Below are 494 nucleotides of genomic sequence, written 5' to 3' on the forward strand. Positions count from 1 at the left end.
CTCCAGGGAGGATCGTGGGGCGCTTTCACCCCGGTCCGGCACAGCCATCATCCAAGGAAACGGCGAATGAGTACGCGTATCGACATGCTGATGAACCCGGGGCCGGAGGTGCGCGCTGCGATCCTCGAGCCCTTGCGGGCCCACAACCGGGCCCAGGCGGGCGATCCCAAGCCCGAGGCCATCGCCCTGGTGGTTCGCGACGAGCACAGCGGTGAGATTCTCGGTGGCCTGCAGGCGGAAATTTTCTATCGCTGGATGTTCATCGAGCTGCTGGCGGTCCCCGAGCAGACACGGGGCCAGGGCACGGGCTCGCAATTGCTGAACATGGCCGAGGAGCTGGCTCGGGAAAAGGGCTGTATCGGCATCTGGCTCGATACCTTCGACTTTCAGGCGCCGCAGTTCTATCAGCGGCATGGCTTCAGCGAATTCGGCCGGCTGGAGGATTTCCCGCCGCAGCACCGGCGTTTCTTCCTGCACAAACGCCTGGTCTGAAC

The 494-nt window shown here is 64.0% G+C and carries 1 protein-coding gene; it reads left to right on the forward strand.

The features are described 5' to 3' along the window. Positions 1-66 precede the first annotated feature (66 nt). Positions 67-492: a GNAT family N-acetyltransferase gene (locus tag BK660_RS29875; RefSeq protein WP_011060675.1), complete on the forward strand. Its 426-nt coding sequence runs from the start codon at positions 67-69 to the stop codon at positions 490-492. Positions 493-494 lie beyond the last annotated feature (2 nt).

Origin of the sequence: Pseudomonas brassicacearum (assembly GCF_003732265.1) — a bacterium.
Taxonomy (GTDB): domain Bacteria; phylum Pseudomonadota; class Gammaproteobacteria; order Pseudomonadales; family Pseudomonadaceae; genus Aquipseudomonas; species Aquipseudomonas brassicacearum_D.